17 protein-coding genes are annotated in these 16,316 nt (G+C 52.7%); 16 read left to right on the top strand and 1 reads right to left on the bottom strand.

The window, feature by feature from the left end; all coding sequences use genetic code 11:
• Positions 1 to 29: 29 nt before the first annotated feature.
• Positions 30 to 896, bottom strand: a complete 867-nt coding sequence (locus NNL21_RS04730; protein WP_256555048.1) for a YitT family protein — start codon at positions 894 to 896, stop codon at positions 30 to 32.
• Positions 897 to 1,041: 145 nt separating this feature from the next.
• Here NNL21_RS04730 and NNL21_RS04725 point away from each other — a divergent pair, with 145 nt between their 5' ends.
• The 16 genes from NNL21_RS04725 to NNL21_RS04650 all read left to right on the top strand — a co-directional run bounded on the left by NNL21_RS04725 (position 1,042) and on the right by NNL21_RS04650 (position 16,221).
• Positions 1,042 to 1,377 carry a nucleotide pyrophosphohydrolase gene (locus NNL21_RS04725; RefSeq protein WP_204816269.1) on the top strand — a complete coding sequence of 112 codons (336 nt, stop codon included), beginning with the start codon at positions 1,042 to 1,044 and terminating at the stop codon, positions 1,375 to 1,377.
• A 53-nt stretch (positions 1,378 to 1,430) separates the two neighbouring features.
• The gene (locus tag NNL21_RS04720) at positions 1,431 to 1,976 is read left to right on the top strand and encodes a tetratricopeptide repeat protein (RefSeq protein WP_204816268.1); all 546 of its coding nucleotides are present in this window, start codon (positions 1,431 to 1,433) and stop codon (positions 1,974 to 1,976) included.
• Between the two features lie 7 nt (positions 1,977 to 1,983).
• A complete protein-coding gene (gene dapB, locus NNL21_RS04715) occupies positions 1,984 to 2,787 on the top strand; it encodes a 4-hydroxy-tetrahydrodipicolinate reductase (RefSeq protein ID WP_204816267.1) in 804 nt (267 codons plus the stop codon).
• A 42-nt stretch (positions 2,788 to 2,829) separates the two neighbouring features.
• Positions 2,830 to 3,246, top strand: a complete 417-nt coding sequence (mgsA, locus tag NNL21_RS04710) for a methylglyoxal synthase (RefSeq protein WP_204816266.1) — start codon at positions 2,830 to 2,832, stop codon at positions 3,244 to 3,246.
• Positions 3,246 to 3,944, top strand: a complete 699-nt coding sequence (bshB1, locus tag NNL21_RS04705) for a bacillithiol biosynthesis deacetylase BshB1 (protein WP_204816265.1) — start codon at positions 3,246 to 3,248, stop codon at positions 3,942 to 3,944. The genes mgsA and bshB1 overlap by 1 nt, the downstream gene beginning before the upstream one ends.
• Before the next feature lie 67 nt (positions 3,945 to 4,011).
• The gene (bshA, locus tag NNL21_RS04700; protein ID WP_204816264.1) at positions 4,012 to 5,172 is read left to right on the top strand and encodes an N-acetyl-alpha-D-glucosaminyl L-malate synthase BshA; all 1,161 of its coding nucleotides are present in this window, start codon (positions 4,012 to 4,014) and stop codon (positions 5,170 to 5,172) included.
• 28 nt (positions 5,173 to 5,200) lie between these two features.
• Positions 5,201 to 6,553 (top strand): CCA tRNA nucleotidyltransferase, encoded by a 1,353-nt coding sequence (locus NNL21_RS04695; protein ID WP_204816263.1) that lies wholly within the window; start codon positions 5,201 to 5,203, stop codon positions 6,551 to 6,553.
• Positions 6,550 to 7,533 (top strand): biotin--[acetyl-CoA-carboxylase] ligase, encoded by a 984-nt coding sequence (locus NNL21_RS04690; protein ID WP_204816262.1) that lies wholly within the window; start codon positions 6,550 to 6,552, stop codon positions 7,531 to 7,533. Before NNL21_RS04695 ends, NNL21_RS04690 begins: the two co-directional genes overlap by 4 nt.
• 286 nt (positions 7,534 to 7,819) lie before the next feature.
• Positions 7,820 to 8,722: a 3-methyl-2-oxobutanoate hydroxymethyltransferase gene (gene panB / locus NNL21_RS04685; protein ID WP_204816261.1), complete on the top strand. Its 903-nt coding sequence runs from the start codon at positions 7,820 to 7,822 to the stop codon at positions 8,720 to 8,722.
• Positions 8,719 to 9,597 (top strand): pantoate--beta-alanine ligase, encoded by an 879-nt coding sequence (gene panC, locus NNL21_RS04680; protein WP_204816260.1) that lies wholly within the window; start codon positions 8,719 to 8,721, stop codon positions 9,595 to 9,597. Before panB ends, panC begins: the two co-directional genes overlap by 4 nt.
• Positions 9,598 to 9,600: 3 nt before the next feature.
• Positions 9,601 to 9,984, top strand: a complete 384-nt coding sequence (gene panD, locus NNL21_RS04675) for an aspartate 1-decarboxylase (protein WP_204816259.1) — start codon at positions 9,601 to 9,603, stop codon at positions 9,982 to 9,984.
• A gap of 65 nt (positions 9,985 to 10,049) precedes the next feature.
• Positions 10,050 to 10,844, top strand: a complete 795-nt coding sequence (locus NNL21_RS04670; RefSeq protein ID WP_204816258.1) for a tetratricopeptide repeat protein — start codon at positions 10,050 to 10,052, stop codon at positions 10,842 to 10,844.
• 25 nt (positions 10,845 to 10,869) lie between these two features.
• The gene (dinG, locus tag NNL21_RS04665) at positions 10,870 to 13,737 is read left to right on the top strand and encodes an ATP-dependent DNA helicase DinG (RefSeq protein WP_204816257.1); all 2,868 of its coding nucleotides are present in this window, start codon (positions 10,870 to 10,872) and stop codon (positions 13,735 to 13,737) included.
• Positions 13,738 to 13,740: 3 nt separating this feature from the next.
• Positions 13,741 to 14,391 carry a redox-sensing transcriptional repressor Rex gene (locus NNL21_RS04660; protein WP_204816256.1) on the top strand — a complete coding sequence of 217 codons (651 nt, stop codon included), beginning with the start codon at positions 13,741 to 13,743 and terminating at the stop codon, positions 14,389 to 14,391.
• Entirely contained in the window at positions 14,372 to 15,673 is a 1,302-nt protein-coding gene (locus NNL21_RS04655; protein ID WP_204816255.1) for an amidohydrolase family protein, read from the top strand. Before NNL21_RS04660 ends, NNL21_RS04655 begins: the two co-directional genes overlap by 20 nt.
• Entirely contained in the window at positions 15,673 to 16,221 is a 549-nt protein-coding gene (locus NNL21_RS04650) for a cell wall elongation regulator TseB-like domain-containing protein (protein ID WP_204816254.1), read from the top strand. Before NNL21_RS04655 ends, NNL21_RS04650 begins: the two co-directional genes overlap by 1 nt.
• The last annotated feature ends 95 nt before the right edge of the window (positions 16,222 to 16,316 follow it).

Below are 16,316 nucleotides of genomic sequence, written 5' to 3'. Positions count from 1 at the left end.
AACGATCACGATGCACAGCTCATGTCCTATTATTCTTCCTTGAAACCTTCTCCAAGCACGTCGTGCACATCGGATATCACGATGAAAGCAAGCGGGTCGATACTGCGTATTAACGTCTTCAGCCGTCTAATTTCATGGCGGGCGACGACGCAGTAGAGGACCTGCTTTTTGTTGCCCGAATACCCGCCTTTTGCTTCAAACAACGTCGTGCCCCGCTCCATTTCCTTAGTGATGAGCGCAGACATTCGCTCCCCGTGGTCAGTGAAGACGGAGAATGCTTTGGCGGCATAGGCGCCTTCCTGAATAAAGTCAATCATTTTGGATGCTATGAAGACAGCTACCAGCGTATAGAGCACCTTCTCCTTTGGGATGTATAACAACGATATGGCGATGATAACGGCATCAAGGGTCAAAATGATTTGGCCCATGCTCCAGCCCCGCATTTTGGAGCCGATCCGGGCCAGAATGTCCGCCCCTCCCGTTGTGCCTCCAAACCGGAAGACGATGCCAAGGCCAGCCCCGAGCGTAACCCCCGCGTATAAAGCGGCCAAAATGAAATCATTCGATGTTTGGAAAGGGACAATCCAGCCCGCCTCGATCCATTTCTCGATCAAAGCGAGGAACAGCGAGAGCGAGACCGTTCCGTATATGGAGTAGCTCATCGGACCAAACCCCAGGATCCTCCATCCAATGATAAATAAAGGTATATTCAAGACAAGCGTCGATACCCAAAGCGGCCAGCCAAGGGCATAATTCAAGAGCACGGCAACGCCTGTCACGCCTCCTTCCATCAATTGATTCGGAAGAATGAAGTAGTGAAGGCCAAATGCATAAATGGCTGTACCCACCGTCACGAGCGGCAGAGTACGCAGCAGTGCTGACAATCGGTTGTTCACAATGGCTTTAGCTCCTTTCAGGAACGAAGATGGATTGTATGGCTTAGTATGGCTGATTTGAGGGCAATCGAAAAGCATTGTTTTCGATTGCGCTTTACGATAACATATGGAGAGAATATGAGGACAGAAAGGACTGCGACCGATCATGGCCGAAAAATCGCTTGCGGAGATCCAACGCGAGGTGGACCGTTATATTTCACAATTCAAAGAGGGGTATTTCAGCCCGCTTTCCATGCTTGCCCGCATGAGTGAAGAAGTCGGCGAGCTGGCGCGCGAGGTGAACCACCAATTTGGCGAGAAGCCGAAGAAGCTGGATGAAGCGGATAATTCGATCGAGCTGGAGCTGGGCGATATTTTATTCATTGTATGCTGCTTTGCCAACTCGCTAGGAATAGATATGACGGAAGCGCATAATCGGGTGATGAATAAATTCGCGACCCGGGATGCGAATCGCTGGACACCAAAAAACGTCGAACCGTAAACAAGCTCCCTACATATGCTGTACCATCACCTGTGTACAAGGAGGATGGGCAGATGAACGGAGAAAGCAGCATGAAAAAAGCTTATGAAGCCATCCTTAATGGAGACTACGAGCTGGCCGTTATGCGGTTTGAGGAAGCTATCGCACTTGCCCCGCAAGAGGCGGATTATCATTATAAATGCTCGATAACATGCGCCCGCAGCGGCAAATGGCCGAAGGCGCTTCATTATGCCGAGCAAGCCGTCAAGCTTAACGGGGATCATGAGGAATATCATTACCATTTGCAGACCGTTCAAGCAAAGCTGCTTTCACAGGAAGCCGAAGCGCTTCTGGCGATGACGCCCCCCGATTCGGAAGGCGCGATCACGAAGCTTCGCCTTGCGGTCCACTTGGACCCCTTAAGCCTAGAGGCGCTGCTTCTGCTGGGCGCGCTGTATGAATCGCTTGCGGACTACGAGCAAGCGGCTGAATTTGCCAAAGAAGCGATTCGGCTTGACCCGCAGCATTCTGCCGCTCGAAGGCTATATGCCGATGTGACGCGGAAAGGGCGGAAACAGGGGCAGGGATCCAATAGAAGAAATAGAAGAAGGAACAGGTGATCAAATCATGACAGATACGATAAGAGTGGCGGTTATTGGGGCCGGAGGCCGGATGGGCCGGGAAGTAGTCAAGATGGTGCTGCAGGATGAGAACATGACGCTGGCTGCCGCAGTCAGTCCCTCCGCGGGGCCGATCGATGCGGGTACGATGGTCGGCGTCAAGCCTTGCGGCGTTACCGTGGCGGCTGATTTGGAGACCGCTCTTTCAGACGCGCGCGCGGATGTGCTCGTTGATTTCACGGTACCACAAGCAGCTTACGGGAACACAAAAACCGCCATCATGCATGGTGTTCGCCCGGTAATCGGGACGACGGGATTTACCCCGGAGCAAATCGAAGAGCTGGACAAGCTTTGTCAGGAACGGGAAATCGGAGGGCTTATCGCACCGAACTTCTCAATCGGCGCCATTCTCATGATGCAATTTGCCGCGCAGGCATCCAAATATTTTCCGCATCTCGAAATTATTGAATATCACGGCGACCAGAAGCTGGATGCGCCTTCCGGAACTTCGATCAAGACGGCCGAGCTCATCGCCGGGGTTCGCCAGGAGCTTCGTCAGGGTAATCCTAAAGAAGAAGAGACGATCGAGGGCGCGCGCGGCGGCTACTACAACGGCTTTCGCATACATAGCGTAAGACTGCCGGGCGTCTTTGCACAGCAGGAAGTTATTTTTGGCGGCTTCGGTCAAACACTTAAGATCCGTCACGATTCCTATGAGCGCGCAGGTTATATGCCGGGTGTAGCTGTTGCCGTGAAAAAAGTGATGACCTATACCGGACTTATCTACGGTTTTGAGCACATTATGGATTAATACGTTTGATTGACGGGTATTTCGGGAGAGGGGAACTACATCATGAACATCGCATTTATCGCACATGACCGCAAAAAAGAAGAAATGGTCAATTTCGTAATCGCTTATGAGCCCGTTTTTAATGGGCATACCTTGTATTCAACCGGAACGACCGGAATGCGGATTATGGAGAACACCGGGTTATCGATCCACCGCTTCATGTCCGGCCCGCTTGGCGGCGACCAGCAGATCGGGGCGCTGGTCGCGCAGAACGAGATGGATCTGATCATCTTCCTGCGCGATCCGCTGATGGCGCAGCCGCATGAGCCTGATATTATCGCACTGCTGCGGCTCTGCGATGTGCAGGGTATTCCGGTCGCGACGAACGTTGCAACGGCCGAGCTGCTCGTTAAGGCGCTCCAGCGCGGCGATTTCGCATGGCGGGAGCTTGTACACAAATACAAACCAGGAGAAGTGTAATGAGTGAATATGTCGATATAGCGGCCTTCGGCGCTCATCCTGATGATGTGGAAATTGGTATGGGCGGCACCATTGCTAAACATGTAGAGGCCGGTTATCGTGTGGCTATCTGCGACTTGACGGAAGCGGAGATGTCATCGAACGGCACAGTGGAGATCAGGCGGCAGGAGGCGGCGGAAGCTGCCGCAGTGCTGGGTCTATACGACCGATCCTGTCTAGCGCTGCCTGACCGGGGTCTAACAGGCTCGGCTGAGCAAATAGAAGCCATCGTCCGGGAAATTCGCCGTTTGCGTCCCCGCATTGTATTCGCTCCCTATTGGGCGGATCGTCATCCGGATCATGGCGCGTGCAGCAGGCTGGTAGAAGAAGCTGTATTCAATGCCAAGCTGCGCAAATATTTGCCGGAGCTTCCACCTGTTCATGTCGAGCAGCTTCTCTTTTATTATATTAATGACAGCTCGGACGTTTCCCTTATCGTGGATGTGAGCGGTCATTATGATCAGAAAATTAGCGCTCTTCGCGCCTACCGTTCTCAATTTGAGCAAGTGGCGGGTGGAGAAGACCGGGTACAAACCCCGCTGACAGACCGCTATGTGGAGCGGGTGGAAGCCAGGGATTTGCTGCTCGGCCAGACACGCCAGTGGGCGTACGCCGAGGGCTTCGCCATTAAACGACCGCAGCCGGTCAATTTATTTTAACGTGATGTCAGAATTCGTCACCGGACGCATATAAATTACACTAGAGAGCGCATATGGAGGTGGTTACGTGGCTAGACCTCTGAAAATCGGCATAACATGTTATCCGACATTGGGTGGTTCCGGCGTCGTGGCGACGGAACTGGGCAAGCTTTTGGCAGAGAAGGGACATGAAATTCATTTTATAACCCATAGTGTCCCGTTCCGGTTGGGACAATTTCATAAAAATATTTTTTATCATGAAGTCGAAGTGAACGACTATTATGTATTCCGTTATCCGCCCTACGACTTGTCGTTGGCAAGTAAGATGGCCCAGGTAGCCAAGATGCAGCAGCTAGATCTGCTTCACGTTCATTATGCGGTCCCGCATGCCATATGTGCGTTTCTCGCGAAGCAGATGGCGGGCGACGGCTTACGTACGGTGACCACGCTACACGGCACGGATATAACGGTTTTGGCGCAGGATGAGACCTTGAAGGATTTAATCCGCCTGGCTATTAATTCAAGCGATGCGGTTACGGCTGTATCGAATGACTTGATCCGCGAAACGCGCGAGCTGCTTGATATTGTTAAGCCAATTGATTTGACCTATAACTTTGTTGATAAACGCATCTATTATCCGCGCAGCTGCGCGTCTCTTCGCAATGATTATGTCGGACCCGGCGAAAAAATATTAATGCACATCTCGAATTTCCGTCCCGTCAAACGAGTCAGCGATGTCGTGGATGTCTTCGCCAAGGTGGCAAAGCAGGTTCCAAGCCGTCTGCTGCTGGTCGGAGAAGGACCGGATCTGCCGAAGGTCCAACATAAAATTCGGAGTATGGGACTTGAAGATCGTGTGCACTTCCTAGGCAAACAGGATGACGTCGCACATGTGATCTCTATCGCGGATTTGATGCTGCTTCCTTCCGAGAAGGAAAGCTTCGGTCTCGTAGCGTTGGAAGCTATGGCATGCGGCGTGCCGACGATCGGCTCTCAAGCAGGAGGCATTCCGGAGCTCGTCACACACGGAGAGACCGGTTACTTGTCTCCGATCGGAGACACGGACAGCATGGCGGAGAACGCGATCCGGCTGCTTCAGAACGAACGGCTTTACGAGCAGTTCCGCGACGCATGCTTGAAGAGAGCGAGAACGCAATTCTGCAACGACCTCATTACGGCTGAATATGAACGGATTTACTACCGGGTACTTGGAATCGAAGCCAATATTCCGCAGCCGGTATGCGATTAAGAATGATCGGATTGAAGGAGGGAGCGCTATGCGCTTGAATAAAGCTTTAAACGAAGCGCTCCCGGTGCTTCATCTCCTGGAGGAGCATGGGTACGTGGCAGTATTCGTCGGCGGCTGCGTGCGGGACACGATGATGGGGCGTGAGCTTAAGGATGTCGATATCGCAACGTCTGCTGAGCCGCAGCAGGTGATGGCGCTCTTTCCCCGTCATGTGCCGACAGGGCTCGCGCATGGGACGATCACGGTGATGACGGGCAATGGCGTGTATGAAATCACGACCTTCCGCAAGGAATCGGCCTATGAGCAATTCCGCCGGCCGGCAGAGGTTCAATTTGTAACCGATCTGGAGGCGGATCTGCTAAGACGCGATTTTACGATCAACGCGATGGCTATGCGCGGTAATGGTCAGCTCGTGGATCCGTTCGGCGGGCTAAATGATTTGCGTCATGGCACACTGCGGTGCGTAGGCGAGGCGGATGCGAGATTTCAAGAGGACGCCCTGCGGATGGTGAGAGCTATCCGGTTTGCAGCTGAGTTTCGTCTACGGTTTGAGATGGGCACATGGAATGCTTTGATACGTCATCGAGCGCTTCTCCAGCATGTGGCTATGGAACGGATAGGTGCAGAAGCGGACAAAATGATCAGCGGCAGCCATCCACATCGGGCTGCCGCTTTGTTTGCAGCAAGCGGATTGCTTCATCATACAAAGGTGCCGCTGCCGCAGACGCTCCTGATCTTGTCAGGAGAGAAGGAGGCTTCAACGCCTCTGCCTGAACCGCGGCATAATCAGGTGATGGCCATGAAAGAGTTGGAGAAGCTAAGTGAAACCGATACAAGGTGGACTTCTCTATGTCTAGCGCTGGGATTGACCTCGGAGGATGCCTTTCAATTGGCGGAAGCACTCAAGTTTTCGAATGTTCGCAAAGCCGCGTTAGCCGCCACCGTACGCATTGGGAATTTAATGGGAATAGAGCTTGACCATGCATTAGACGGGAATCGCTCGGAGGAACAGCTCCGTCAGCTATGGCTGGATACGGTTATTCGGGAAGGGATCGGGAATGCTTCCACGTGGCTAACGGCGGTGCGTACAATTCCTCAGCTGCTTGCACCCGAGGAAGAACGGTCATTCGAAATAATTGCGGCTGAAGGATTAGTAGTCAAGCTCGGTCAATGGCTATCGGACATGCCTATAAGGTCGCTGCGAGAGCTTGCAATTGGCGGCGCGGATGCAGTCAGATTGCTTCAGCGGCCGGAAGGGCCATGGCTGGGTCAGCTGCTTCAAGGGCTGCTGCGGGCCGTTATCCATGGACATGTACGGAACGACCGGGAGTCACTGCTGGCTTTCATGAAAGAAAACGAAAGTGAGTTGGAGAAGACATGAGCAGCCGGATTATCGAAATGCTGGAACAGCAAGACGGGCAATATCTTTCGGGTGAGACGATCAGCAAGGAGCTCGGCATAAGCCGGACGGCCATCTGGAAAAAGATCAAGAAGCTGGAGGAGCTTGGCTATCAAATCGAGGCTTCCCGAAGACTTGGTTACCGGCTGGCGGGAAAACCGTCCAAGCTGATTTTGTCCGAGCTCTTGACCAAGCTTAAGGATACGTCGTTCATATGTTCCGTTAAGCTGCTGGACTCGGTGGACTCGACGAATAATGCTGCCCAGCAGTTAGCTGAGGATGGAGCAGCGGAAGGCACGCTTGTCATCGCGGAGCAGCAAACCAATGGCCGGGGCAGAATGGGGCGCAATTGGATTTCGCCCGCGGGCAAAGGAGTCTGGATGAGCGTGATTCTCCGCCCTAGCCTTTCCCTTCAATTCGCCCCGCAGCTAACTCTGCTTACCGCTGTTGCCTTATGCCGTGCATTGAAGGAGCTCACAACGCTGGATATCGGAATCAAGTGGCCGAATGATCTGCTGGTGGACGGCAAGAAAATAAGCGGCATCCTGCTGGAATCTACGGCTGAAGACGAGCGGATCCGGTACATAATAGCCGGAATCGGGATCAGCGTGAATTTGACGGAGGAGGATTATCCGGAAGAGCTTCGCGGTATTGCGACGTCGCTCCGGATTGAACAGGGAAATGAGTTAGACCGGACTGAGGTCATCGCGGCCTTTTTCCGTCAATTCGAGCTTCTCTACACGCTCTATCAGCAGGAAGGGTTCTCACCGATACAGACCTTGTGGGAAGCCTTGTCGGTCACGCTGCATAAGCCCGTAAAGCTGACGACGCCTGCGGGAGTAGTTGAAGGAACGCCAATCGGACTCAGCGAGAGCGGCGCGCTTATTGTACAGAAGCTTGACGGGTCACAAGTCAATGTCTTTTCGGCTGTGACAAGCGGGCCGCCGGATGTCCGCGGATAGACGATATAGCGGTTTTCTGCTATACTGATCGTGATTAGAGGCCTCTGCAGGGTGGTATCGCAGCCGCGAACCACACCTCAAGACGGAGCGCCTTTAGAGTAACAGACCCGATTTATCGACATAATGGTAGTAGCAAGGCATTGCGTATTCTGCTCTGAGCCGTTAGGGACCGAGACAGAAGGAAGCTTGCAAGCGCGAGGGTTGTTCCTTTTTGGTTTGGGACCTTTTTAGCGGCGGCTAAAAGGTTTTTTTGCGTTTATCCTAAACCCATAGGGGGACGAGAAGAATGAAACAACCATTGACGATTACAAAAATGAAAAAAATGAAGCAAAGCGGCGAACCGATCTCGGTGCTGACAGCTTATGACTATCCATCCGCCAAGTTGGCCGAGGAAGCGGGTATTGACGTCATTCTCGTCGGTGACTCGCTTGGCAATGTCGTGCTTGGCTACGATACAACTATACCGGTAACGCTGGACGACATGGTGTACCATACGCGCGCTGCGGCGCGCGGAGCAAGGCAGACGTTCATCGTCGCAGACTTGCCCTTCATGACCTACCGTCTTGGAAAAGAAACGACTCTCCGCAATGCTGCGCGGCTCATGCAGGAAGGGCATGCTCATGCGGTCAAAATGGAAGGCGGCGCAGACATCGCCGAAGAGGTAGCTGCACTCGTTCAAGCCGGAATTCCAGTAATGGGCCATATTGGACTTACGCCGCAATCCGTTCACCAGCTTGGCGGGTATAAGGTGCAGGGCAAGCTAGAGCAGGAAGCAAAGCAATTGGTCGAGGATGCCCTCGCTTTGGAAGCCGCCGGCGCGTTCGCTATTGTCGTGGAATTGGTCACCGAGCCGCTCGGGGAGGCGATTACTTCTGCACTGAAAATCCCGACCATTGGCATAGGAGCAGGGCGCAGCTGTGACGGTCAGGTGCTCGTGTACCATGACATCCTCCAATATTCATCACCTTATCGGGCGAAGCGCTTCGTTAAGACGTATGCCGATCTGGGTACGACGGTTCGCAGCGCGATCAGCGCGTATGTGTCCGACGTGAAATCGAAGGCCTTCCCGCAAGAAGAGCATTCATTCCCGATGGATCAGGAGCTCGTTAAACACTTATACGGTGCCGGTTCTGCGGCTCATGAGCCAGCTTCTGATGATCGTCCTACAAGCGGAGGGAAACAAGCATGATTGTTGTTACCACGATTGAAGAACTGAAGCGCACGATTCGCCAGTATCGCCGTGAGGCCTCGGAAGGCAGGATCGGATTGGTGCCGACCATGGGTTATCTGCACGAGGGTCATGCCAGTCTGATGCGCCGGGCGAGAACGGAGTGCGGTTATGCCGTATTATCGATATTCGTCAACCCGCTTCAATTTGGCCCTAATGAAGATTATGATCAATATCCCAGAGATGCGAAGCGTGATATCGAATTGGCGGAAAAAAACGGCATCGATCTCATCTTCATGCCTTCGGTTCAGGAGATGTATCCTTCGAAGCCGCTCACGAGCGTCCTTGTCAATCAGGTCACCGAGCGGCTGTGCGGAGCGTCCCGCCCAGGTCATTTTGACGGAGTTGGCACGGTTGTAAGCAAGCTATTCCATCTCGTACAGCCTGATCGTGCTTATTTTGGAATGAAGGATGCGCAGCAGGTAGCCGTTATCCAGCGAATGGTATACGATTTGAATATTCCAGTTGAGATTGTGCCGTGCGACACGGTGCGTGAAGCCGATGGTCTTGCGATGAGCTCGCGCAACGTCTATCTAAGCCCTGAGGCGCGGGCTCAAGCCGTCGTTCTGTCTCAAGCGCTGGCTTCTGCAGAGCAATGGGTGAAAGAACCGGGGATTACGGCGCAGCAGCTTGGGGAACGAATACGCCAAGCAATTGCGAAGGCGCCGCTGGCTGACATTGATTATGCGGAAATATTGGAATATCCCGATCTAACGGTTCCTCCGGCTGATGCCGATTTATCCCGCTACCCGAATAAACTTATCGTCGCGCTCGCTGTAAAATTCGGCAAGACGCGGCTGATCGATAACCGCTTGCTGGACTCCATGGAGGTGTAAGTCATGTTTAGAACAATGATGAAATCCAAGCTGCACCGGGCCACTGTGACGGAGGCTAACTTGAATTATGTAGGAAGCATAACCATTGACGAGGATTTAATGGAGCTGTCCGATATTTGGGCCAATGAAAGGGTTCAAATTGTCAACAATTACAACGGAGCAAGGCTTGAAACCTATGTTATTCCCGGGCCAAGAGGCTCAGGTGTCATCTGCTTAAACGGAGCGGCTGCCCGGCTGGTTCAGCCCGGCGATAACGTCATTATCATTTCATACGGCATGATGACGGAGGAGGAAGCCCGCCAATATAAGCCAAAGGTTGTTATTCTGGACGAAGCGAACCGTCCGGTGGAGACGATGAACGAGGAAGTTCACGCCACCATAATATAACGGCCTGGCCACAGCCTAATGATGATCCCAAACTTGTGTAACGATTGCCATGGAGTATGAAAACCATGCCCCGCGCAAAGAATGAGCATAACAATTCACTCAACTTTGGAGCGAAGGCGAGGTGCAGGCTATTGTTCCGGCATGTATTCGCAACGATGCACGAAATGCTTGACGACATTATGGTTCATTATCCGCATGCAGCATTTGAACAAAAGAAACAATACACCGAGCAACTTTCCATGTTAAAATCAATAAGTGACACATTTATTGAAGAATGGCTGCAGTTTGAGGAAAAAATGGCTGACTTTCGGGAGCAGCAGCTTGACGCTGCCGACAAACCCGTTCAGGAGCAGCAGAAGGGGCAATCGGCGCAGCCGCATGCTTCCGGCTGTATTCAAACGGCTTCCGCTTCATCTCCGCCTAATCTTATTTCACTGTCAACGACGGATTCCAACGGCCAGGAGATCCCTGCGATCATGAAAGGCCAGGGATACTTCAAGCTATTCATGTTCCGTCATGCCGCGGAACATTTTCAGGAAGCAGTCAATTGTGCGCCAGACAACAATGGAGCACGCCTTTTCCTAGCCATGACTTATATGCATTTGCAGGAATGGCTGGAGGCGCAGCGCCATTTTCAACTACTTGTGGAGCTGACAGATCATCCCAAATGGCAGGCGCTCGGCTATAATGCGCTGGGCTGCATACAGGCCGTAAGGATGAATCTGGAGCAGGCGGAGAGATACTTCTTGAAGGCTCATGAGACCGACCCCGCCTTTACCGACCCGCTCTCCAATTTGAATTCATGCCGGCAGCATGATCAGGGGCACTTATCTCTATATTTTGGGAGTGGGCAGCTTTAGAATTTGGGAGAGGATCGAAATTCGGATGAATTATGCGGTACTGGATTTGGAAACGACCGGACATAGTGCCGGCGATGAAATCATACAAGTGGGGCTCGTGCTGCTTGACGAGGATATGCAGACCGTTCGTACGTTCAGCAGCTTCGTCAAGCCCACGATTCCGATTCCACCCTTTATTACGCAGCTGACGGGTATCGACGAATCCATGGTCGAAGATGCCCCGCCTGCTGAAGATGTACTGCTTGAGCTTATACCGCTGCTGGATGACGCCGTGTTGGTTGCCCATAATGTCGGATTCGATGCCGGTTTTCTGAATCAAGCGCTCGATCGCTGCGGGTATATGCCCTTCGCCGGGAGACGCTTGGATACAATCGATCTGCTGCGCATTCTGTATCCGATGCTGACAACGTACCAGCTGGGAGCCGTCACGGAGCTTTTTGGTATCGCACATGATCAGCATCACCGTGCGGACAGCGATGCTATTGCGACCGGTGAATTATTTGCGCTGTGCTACCGGAAGCTGGAACAGCTTCCGCTACTGACGCTTCAACGCCTAACCATCTTACTCGGGGATGATATTGATGACTTAGGCTGGTTTGTGCAGGAAATTGCCGTTCAGCGGGAGCTCTCTTCGTCCGTGGATCCGGGCGCCCATGCTTACTTTCGTCAATTCGCCATGAATACCGGCGACTGGACGGATGAGGAGCCGCCAAGAAGCGGTGCAGGAGAGGCAGAATCAGTAGGAGAATGGACGTTCCCCGACTTTCTTGCTCATATGAAAGACAACCTTCGAGCCATCATTCCGAATTATGAAGAACGCGAACCGCAAAATATTATGTTTCAGGAAGTGCTTGAGGCTTTCGAGCAGGACAAGCATTTGATGATTGAAGCAGGTACAGGAACGGGCAAATCACTCGGTTATCTCATTCCTGCGCTCTATTACGGCGTGAAGATGGACAAAAAGATTCTGGTCAGCACCCATACCATTAATCTTCAGGAACAGCTTAGACAACGGGATTTACCGTTATTGCAATCCGTACTCCCTTATCCATTCAAGGCCGCGGTCTTCAAAGGGCGCGGCAATTATTTATGTTTGCGCAAGTTCGAAGGTAAAGTCGTCACCAAGGACTTCAGCTCACCGAATGAGGATCGTATAACCGCTTCGCAGATGGTCGTATGGCTTGGGGAAACGGATAACGGCGACCAGGAGGAGCTGAACTTTGGCAATAAAGGCGCCGATTTCTGGGGAACGGTTGCAAGCGACGCCGACTCCTGCTTAAACCGCAGCTGTCCATGGTTCAAACGGTGTTATTATCACCGCGCCAAGCAGGAAGCCAATTTAGCTGATGTCGTCATTACCAATCACTCCATGCTGTTCACGGATATCCGGGCCGATCACCGGCTCTTGCCTGGCTATGAGCATCTCATTGTGGATGAAGCCCATCACCTGGAAGAAGTGGCGGGCAAGCATTTGGGGACGCAATTATCGTATCATTCCGTTAATCATCCAATTGCAAGACTGTGCAAGGACGCCCGCAACGGCTTGTTGATTCAGCTTAAACATAAACTGAACAATGAAGACGCGGAGAAAAGCGAGGCATGGCGGGAAACGATCGACGATGTGGTGCCGGTATTCGGTGAGCTGCGCGATGATTGGGACCGTTTGTTCGAAACGCTGTTCTCTTTAATGGGAAGCGGGGCTCAGGATTCATCCGGCGAAGCGGGTCAGTTCGTGCTGCGCCTAAGATCCGCTAAGCTGCCGGGCAGCTGGAAGGATGCTCAGAGCGTCGAGGAAGTCGTTCACGGCCATCTGAACAAAATCGTCCGCGCGCTGGATAAGATGTTCACGGAGATGAAGGACGAGCTCAATGAGCAAGCGGTTGTAGCGCTGGTTACCGACTTAAGCGGCACGGTCAAGGATTTGATGCGTGCGCGCGACGATCTTCGTGCCTTCATGAAAGCGGACAAAAAGGAGTTTGTTTATTGGCTGGAAGCCAATAACAATTTTCGCGCCAAATCGGTTCATCTGTATGCCGTGCCGGCAGACGTAAGCGGCCAACTGCGGACCTACTTCTTCGATGCAAAGAAAAGCGTGGTGCTTACGTCGGCAACTTTATCGGTTCAGAAATCGTTTCAATATGCGAGTGAGCAGCTCGGGCTGCTGCAGGAAGAGGAGCGGGGAAGGCTGAAAACCGTGCAGCTTCCGTCTCCGTTCAATTTCAGGGAACAGGCACTGGTATGTATTCCGCGCAATTTCCCCATATTGAAAGGGGCGGCTGGCGACCCGCAATTCAACGAAATGCTCATACGCTCGCTAGCCGATGCAGCGACGGAGACCAAAGGAAGAATGCTAGTCCTGTTCACCTCGTATCGTATGCTGAAGCAGGTCTACGAGCCACTCAAGGAAGCCTTGGCCCCCAGCGGCATTCAATTGCTTGCACAAGGCATTGACAGCGGTAACCGGAGCAAGCTGACCAGGCGCTTCCAGCAGCAGACCGCTTCGGTGCTGCTGGGGACGAGCAGCTTCTGGGAAGGGGTGGACATACCCGGGGAGGCTCTGACCTGCCTGGCCATTGTCAGATTGCCGTTTCAACCGCCGAACCATCCGCTCGTAGAGGCAAAGTCGGAGATGCTGCAGGAGCAGAAGCAGAACCCGTTCATGAAGCTTTCTATACCGCAAGCGGTGATCCGATTTAAGCAGGGGTTCGGGCGGCTTGTCCGAACGGCGAATGATCGGGGAATTGTACTTATTTACGATACCCGCGTTATCGATACGTACTATGGTAAGTATTTCTTGTATTCGCTGCCTGGGCCGAAGATCGAGCATATGCATCTCGATCAAATCGTACCAAGGATCAGGGAATGGTTAGCGGTTGGAAGAGAGGAGACGTAAGCCATGAAGAAAATATCCGAAGCGGTCGTGCGCAGGCTGCCAGTTTACCTGCAGGTGCTGAATGATCTGCATAAACGGGACGTCCAGACTGTCTCGTCGCAGGAGCTCGGCAACAAGCTGGATCTTAATCCGGCGCAAATCCGCAAAGATTTGGCTTACTTCGGCGAGTTTGGACGTAAAGGAATTGGTTATGACGTTTCGTATCTCATTGAAAAGATAAGGCAAATCCTCAAGCTCGACCAGCCGCTTAGCGTCGGGCTTGTAGGTGCCGGCAATCTAGGGCGGGCACTATGCAATTACAATACGTATTTGAAAGACAACATGAAAATAACGGCCGTATTCGATGCGCATCCTGCCGTAGTGGGGTCGCAAATAAACAGTCTGACCGTTCAAGCGATGGACGATCTGAAGCCGAAGGTGGAAGAGCTCAACATCGTGATCGGAATTATTACCGTCCCTGCAGTTGAAGCGCAGAATGTGGCGGACCGTTTCGTAGATGCAGGTGTGAAAGGGATTTTGAACTTTGCGCCGACCATTCTGCGCGTTCCCGATCATATACGGATCCATTATGCCGATTTTACAACGGAGCTGCTGAGCTTAGCGTATTATTTGGAGAAGAAAGAGGAGGAAGACGATGAACCGGCTGTGGATTGAGAACGGCACATTCGTGACCATGGATGATAGCCGTCCCGTATTGAAAGGACATATGGTCGTAGAGAATGACCGTATCGTCTATTTGGGAGAAGAGGCGCCAAGCCCGGCCCCGGAAGGGGCGCAGCGGTTGAACGGACAAGGGCTTGTCTTTATGCCGGGCTTGATTAATACGCACGCGCACTCCGCGATGTCACTTCTGCGGGGGTATTCGGATGACGAAGCGCTTCAAGTATGGCTGGAGCAGAAAATGTGGCCGATGGAAGCGAAGTTTACCGACGAGGATGTCCGCTGGGGCACATCGCTTGCTGTGGCCGAAATGTTGAAATCGGGTACAACCACCTTCGTGGATATGTATGACCGTATGCATATTGTAGCCGAGGTGGCCATGCAATCGGGTATTCGCGGCGTTTTGACCCGCGGTGTAATTGGCTTATGTCTGCCTGAGATTCAAACCGAGAAGCTGATGGAAGCCAAGCAGTTCGCCAAGGATTGGAATGGTCAGGCAGACGGCCGCATAACGACCATGATGTCTCCTCATGCGCCGTATACCTGTCCCCCGGATTATATCGAGCGTATCGTTGAAGCCGCACATGAGCTTAATTTGCCGCTGCATACGCATATGTCGGAATCCATGGCGGAGGTGCAGCAGAATGTGAATGAGTATGGCTGCCGGCCGGTCGAGCATCTGGACAAGCTTGGTTTCTTCTCACGTCCTGCCCTGCTTGCACATGCGGTTCATCTGAACGATGACGAAATTGCCCTGCTTGCGGAGCGTGGAGCAGCGGTGTCTCACAATCCGGCGAGCAATCTGAAGCTGGCCAGCGGTGTTGCGCGCGTGCCGGAGCTGCTAAGAGCAGGAGTTACGGTATCTCTGGGTACGGACAGTGCGGCGAGCAATAATAACTTGGATCTATTTGATGAAATTCGTCTTACAGCACTAATTCATAAGGGAGTGTCGGGCGATCCGACTGCGGTGCCTGCCTCCGAGGCGCTTAAGATGGGAACGGTATACGGCGCCCGCGCTTTAGGACAAGAGAAGCAAATGGGGATGCTTAAGCAGGGAATGAAGGCGGACTTTATCGCGATCGATGCCGACCAGCCTCACTTTTACCCGCAGACGGAAATCCTCTCGCATCTTGTGTATGCTGGTTCTGGACGGGACGTTAAGCATGTATGGATCGACGGACGCCAGGTCGTCAGATCGGGAGAATGTCTCCTTCTCGACGAGTCGAAAGTAAAAGCAGAGGCGCAGCGCTGCTTTGAAAGGCTGCTGGCACGGTAATGCGCGCTACACGCCGCAAGCGTCCGTCCTCGATGACCCCGGCGCGCATAGCCGCAGTGGTTATCGCTAGTTTGATCGTCCTGTTGATCGGAGCAAATGGATATTACCGTTATGTTCAAGCCCCCTTGTGGAATGTGCAAACGAAGGTTGAAGCACAGGCCATGAAGGCGGCCGCATTGAAGGAAACGAGCGATTCCTACACCTATGTATGGGACGAAACGGTATGGATCGTCGAAGGAAAAGATGAGCAGGGCGACGATGTATATGTGTGGCTGAACGAAGAACAGGCGGAACAAACGGACATAACCAAGCAGCCAGTCATCCGCAAAGTGAAAGAAGGCTTTACCAAAGACCAATTGAAAGAAAAGCTTCTCAGCTCGAAGCCCGATGCCGATTTGGAGCATATCAAACTCGGATGGAAGGATGGCCAGCCCGTCTGGGAGCTGTTCTATTCCCGCGATCAGTCGGGGACGAACTTCTATTATTATGATTTTTACCGGTATAGCGACGGCGGTTATATCATCACGTACAGCCTGCCCAAGCAATAGCGGCGATTGCCAGCGGATGTGCAGCACCCAGCTCTGCCATCTATTACACACCCCCTTACACAAGTTGATGTGATATACTTTTTTATAGCAGACGG

Source organism: Paenibacillus mendelii (assembly GCF_024498075.1).
Lineage (GTDB): Bacteria > Bacillota > Bacilli > Paenibacillales > Paenibacillaceae > Paenibacillus_Z > Paenibacillus_Z mendelii.
This window is presented reverse-complemented; position numbering and strand designations above follow the sequence as displayed.